Annotated in this window: 4 protein-coding genes; all 4 read left to right on the forward strand. The window is 56.5% G+C overall.

The features are described from left to right. Positions 1-34 precede the first annotated feature (34 nt). The 4 genes from PXK01_RS21635 (at position 35) to PXK01_RS21650 (ending at position 5,049) form a co-directional block, all read left to right on the forward strand. Positions 35-160 (forward strand): rubredoxin, encoded by a 126-nt coding sequence (locus tag PXK01_RS21635; RefSeq protein WP_274861699.1) that lies wholly within the window; start codon positions 35-37, stop codon positions 158-160. A gap of 10 nt (positions 161-170) precedes the next feature. Beyond that, positions 171-1,616, forward strand: a complete 1,446-nt coding sequence (locus tag PXK01_RS21640; protein WP_274861700.1) for an aldehyde dehydrogenase family protein — start codon at positions 171-173, stop codon at positions 1,614-1,616. A 31-nt stretch (positions 1,617-1,647) separates the two neighbouring features. Next, the gene (locus PXK01_RS21645) at positions 1,648-3,276 is read left to right on the forward strand and encodes a GMC family oxidoreductase (RefSeq protein ID WP_274861697.1); all 1,629 of its coding nucleotides are present in this window, start codon (positions 1,648-1,650) and stop codon (positions 3,274-3,276) included. Between the two features lie 150 nt (positions 3,277-3,426). Continuing rightward, positions 3,427-5,049: a long-chain fatty acid--CoA ligase gene (locus tag PXK01_RS21650; RefSeq protein ID WP_274861698.1), complete on the forward strand. Its 1,623-nt coding sequence runs from the start codon at positions 3,427-3,429 to the stop codon at positions 5,047-5,049. Positions 5,050-5,267: the final 218 nt, after the last annotated feature.

A 5,267-nucleotide genomic window follows, 5' to 3' on the forward strand; every position in this document is an offset into this window, starting at 1 on the left:
AGTGGACGACTTTTACGCCGCCCGCGACAACACTATGCCGTCGCTACCGTGGCCGAGTATTGCTCCGCCGTTCACACTGTTCAGTCAGATCCCCGATGATTGGTGCTGTCCGGACTGTGGCGCCACGAAAGAGGACTATGTCCTCTACGAAGAGAAGTAGGAGCGTGAACATGAATCAGATTGCATTATTTCACGCCAAAACAGCCAGTGCCGATGACATCCGAGCGGCGTTTGACACCCAGATTCGGGCACAACTTGCCCGGCGGGCCAGTTTTGACCGCAAGGCACGCATCGCACAGCTGGACCGGCTGGCAGAGGCCGTCAAACGGAACGAGGAGAGAATCATCGCGGCCTGCGCCGCTGATTTTCGCAAACCCGCCGAAGAAGTGAAACTCACCGAGATCTTTCCTGTGCTTCAGGAAATCCGGCACACCAAACACCATCTGAAGTCGTGGATGCGCCCCAAACGGGCGCGCGCCACTTTGGGGGTGTTTGGCACCAAGGCACGGGTTCGCCCCGAGGCCAAGGGTGTGTGCCTGATCATCGCGCCCTGGAACTATCCAGTGAATCTTTCGCTCGGGCCGCTGGTTTCGGCAATCGCGGCCGGCAACAGTGCCATCATCAAGCCGTCAGAAATGACGCCAAATGCGTCCCGTGTCATCATCGACATCGTGGAAGAGGCGTTCACACCGGATCTGGTCAAGGTCATCGAAGGCGACGCCACGGTTTCCCAAGAGCTACTGTCGCTTCCGTTTGACCACATTTTCTTCACGGGCAGCCCGGCAATCGGCAAGGTCGTGATGGAGGCGGCGGCAAAAAACCTGACATCGGTCACTCTGGAACTTGGTGGTAAGTCGCCCACAATCGTCGGGCCCAACGCCAATATCAAGAAGGCCGCGCGCAACATCGTCTGGGGTAAGTTCGCAAACAACGGTCAGACCTGTATCGCACCGGATCATGTGTATGTACATCGCGATGTTTCGACTGCGTTCAAGGCTGCGCTTCAGGCCGAGATCGGCCGAGTCTATGGAAAGACGCCCGAGGCACAAAAAGCAACGCCCGACTATTGCCGGATTGTGAACGAACGTCACTTTGACAGGGTTCGCAACCTGATCGAGGATGCCCGTGCCAAAGGCGCAAGCATCCTTCAGGGCGGTCAGACAGACGCGGCCCAGAATTTCGTTGCCCCGACGCTGATCTCCGAGGTTTCGGACCATATGGAAATCACTCAGGAAGAACTGTTTGGGCCGATCTTGCCGATCATCGAATATGTCGATCTGGATAAAGTTATCGACAAGATCAACGCAAACCCCAAGCCGCTTGCCCTGTATATCTTCGACAAAAGCAAGGGTTTCGCCAATCAGATCATCACGCGCACCTCTTCGGGTGCGGTGGGAGTGAACCTTACAGTGGTGCATTTCCTGCACCCGAACCTGCCATTTGGCGGCGTCAACAATTCAGGCATCGGGGCGGCCCATGGCGAATACGGCTTCAAGGCCTTTTCCCATGAAAAGTCCGTGCTGGAGGAAAAGCATTCGATCACGCACATGCTTTTCCCGCCTTACACGGGCTTTGTACGCCGCCTCATCAACATCGTGGTCCGGGTGCTTGGATAACAGCCGCCCGTAACCAATAGGGAGAGAAGAAATGTACGACTATATCATCGTCGGCGCCGGATCCGCCGGTTGCGTTCTGGCCAACCGGCTGTCGGCAAACCCGGCAAAACGCGTCGCGCTTATCGAAGCAGGCCCAAAGGACAAGAGCCCCCTGATCCACATGCCATTGGGGATCGCCTTGCTGGCCAACAGCAAAAAGCTGAACTGGGCATTCGACACCGAACCGCAAGAGCACCTGAATGGCCGCAAACTGTTCTGGCCCCGCGGCAAGACGCTGGGCGGGTCGTCGTCCATCAACGCCATGGTCTATATTCGCGGCCACAAGGCCGATTACGACTACTGGGCGTCCGAGGCAGGCACGGATGTCTGGGGCTGGGACCGCATGACCGACCTGTTCAAGCGCATCGAAGACAACCATCGGTTCGGTGCAACCGACACCCACGGCAAGGGCGGCGAGCTCTCCGTGAGTGAGCTGAAAACCGTGAACCCTCTGAGCCGCGATTTCGTACAGGCTGGGCGCGAACTGCAGATCCCCCACAACGGCGATTTCAACAGCGCCGAACAAGAGGGCCTGGGCATGTATCAGGTCACGCAAAAGGATGGTCGGCGTTGGAGCTCGGCGCAAGCTTTCCTGCGCGGGGCTGAGGCCCGGTCCAACCTTGAGATTTTCACCGACGCCCGCGTGACCCGCGTTGTCATGGAGGAAAAGACGGCAACCGGTGTCACCTTACAGCAAAGTGGCGAATATCGCCAACTGCGTCTCAATGCCGGCGGCGAAGTGATCCTGTCTGGCGGGGCCGTGAATTCGCCTCAACTCCTCCTTCTGTCGGGTATCGGGGATGCCCAAGAAATTAAACGGCATGGTCTAGCCGTCGTTCACGACCTTCCCGAGGTTGGCAAGAACATGGCCGACCACCTCGATGTAACGATTATGCATGCTGCTAGCTCACGGCGCCCGATCGGTGTCGCGCCCAGCTTTCTGCCGCGTGGCATTGGTGGTTTGTTTTCCTACATCTTCAGACGTAAAGGGTTTCTCACGTCAAATGTTGCGGAAAGCGGTGGGTTCATTAAGTCGTCCCCTGAACGCGATAGGCCGAATGTTCAGTTTCACTTCCTGCCCACATATCTGAAAGATCATGGCCGCAAGATCGCTTTTGGTTATGGCTATACGCTTCACATCTGCGATCTTTTGCCCAAGAGCCGCGGCTATATCGGCCTCAAAAGCCCGGATCCGATGGACGATCCTCTGATTCAGCCGAATTATCTTAGCGATCCGGAAGATATGGAAACGATGATTGCAGCCTTCAAAGCTGGGCGCAGGATACTCGAAGCGCCGGCAATGTCTGCGCACAGCAAGTACGAAGTGCACCCCGGTAAATCTGTACAGACCGACGATGAGATCGCGGCATTCATTCGGGAAAGCGCAGAAACAATCTATCATCCGGTTGGTACATGCCGAATGGGTGCGGACAAGGATTCTGTGGTCGACCCCGAGCTTAAGGTTCGCGGTGTATCTGGGCTGCGAGTGGTGGACGCATCCATCATGCCAAGCCTTGTCGCTGGAAACACCAACGCCCCGACCATGGTCATCGCTGAGAATGCGGCCGAGATCATTCTGGGGCAGGTGCGTATTTTTGACAGGAGCCGGTCTGTTGCCTAAAAAATCTTACGAAAATCATGAAAAAACAGCCAGTTGCCAAGGATGCGATGGGGTTTGTTGTAAGAAACTGCAAGCCGCGACTAGCGGCTTGCGAGACTACCAGACCGACCAAATGGCCGCTCCTAAACACAAATCCGGAAAGGAAGCTAAATGCGCGGACAAATGATGGCGATGCCCCTCACAATACACTCACTCATTGATCACGGCGCTCGCTATCATGGCAACACCGAGATTGTGTCGGTGGAAACAGATGGCACAAAGACAAAGACGAACTGGAAAGGGATATCGGATAGAGCCCGTCAGCTCGGCTCTGCGCTGACAAAGCTGGGGCTCTTCAAAGGGGATCGCGTGGCGACGATCGCGTGGAACAACGCGCGGCATCTGGAATGCTACTTCGGCATTTCCTGCGGTGGAATGGTGTGCCACACGATCAATCCACGCCTCTTCCCCGAACAGCTTGTCTATATCATCAACCACGCGGAAGACCGGGTCATCTTTTTTGACAAGACGTTCCTGCCGATCATCGAAGGGATCAGAGAGAAGCTGACGACTGTCGACACCTTCGTTCTCATGTCCGCGCGTGACGAAAAGGCAGCCAGCAAGATCCCCGGACTTATATTCTACGAGGACTTCCTGGCCACGGGGGACGAAAACGCCGATTGGGTGGATGTCGACGAGAATGACGCATCCAGCCTTTGCTATACCTCCGGCACCACAGGCAACCCCAAGGGTGTTCTTTATTCACACCGCTCTACGGTGTTGCATTCCTTGGGCGCGGCCCTTCCCGATACGCTGAACATTTCAGCGCGCGAAGTGATGATGCCGGTGGTTCCGATGTTCCACGTCAATGCCTGGGGCATCCCCTATGCCGCCGCGATGGTCGGCGCCAAGCTGGTCTTGCCCGGTCCGGGGCTTGATGGTGACAGCCTCGCAAGGCTGATCGACGACGAAGGCGTGACGGTCGCGCTTGGTGTTCCTACAATCTGGCAGGGGCTGCTTGCATCGCTCGACAAGCTTGGCTCCAAAGCCGAGACCCTCACACGGACGGTGGTCGGTGGGTCGGCTTGTCCCCCGTCAATGATCGCTGAATTCCGCGACAAATATGGCACCGAAGTCGTGCACGCCTGGGGCATGACAGAAACCTCGCCTCTCGGGACTGCGAATGCCTTGCTGGAACGCCATGCGGGCATGACCGAGGAAGAACAGGCGAAAGTGCGCGAAAGCCAGGGCCGCCCGCCCTACGGTGTGGAACTCAAGATCGTCGACGATGAAGGCAGTACACTTCCCGAGGATGGGGCGGCGCAAGGCAATCTTCGCATTCGCGGCCATTGGGTCGTAGACAGCTATTTCGGTGCGGAACCGGGCACGACTTTGGAATCCGATGGATGGTTTGAAACCGGCGATGTGGCCTCGATTGATCCCGATGGGTTCATGACGATCCGAGACCGCTCCAAGGACATCATCAAATCGGGCGGGGAATGGATTTCCACCGTCGAACTTGAAGGAATCGCGGTCGGTCATCCCGGTATTGCAGATGCCGCCGCAATTGCGGCGAAGCATGTAAAATGGGACGAACGGCCGGTCCTTGTCGCTGTCAAGGCGCCAGGAGCAAGAGTGTCAGAGAAGGATGTGATTTCCTTCTTCTCCGACAAAGTCGCCAAATGGCAGATCCCGGATGCGGTCGTTTTTGTGGATGAACTTCCACGAAACGCAACTGGCAAGGTGCTGAAGAACAAGCTGCGGGAAGCATATGGAGACGTGCTTCTGGCGTAGCCTGAAAACAGGCAGGCGGATTTGCAGATCGCATGTTCCGCCTCCTTGAGGCCGAGCAAAATGCGCGGAAAAACGACCAAAAGGGAGGAATAAATGAAACAATCTAATGTAAAATCCAAGGGGTCTTTTGCCTCGAAGTTCGTGTTAGGGTCAGGATGCATTGATTTTCCGAGCGCTGCGTGATTCACGGATCCGAAAACGGAGCGGTGACATGAGCA

Source organism: Phaeobacter sp. PT47_59, from assembly GCF_028890025.1.
Taxonomy (GTDB): domain Bacteria; phylum Pseudomonadota; class Alphaproteobacteria; order Rhodobacterales; family Rhodobacteraceae; genus Phycobacter.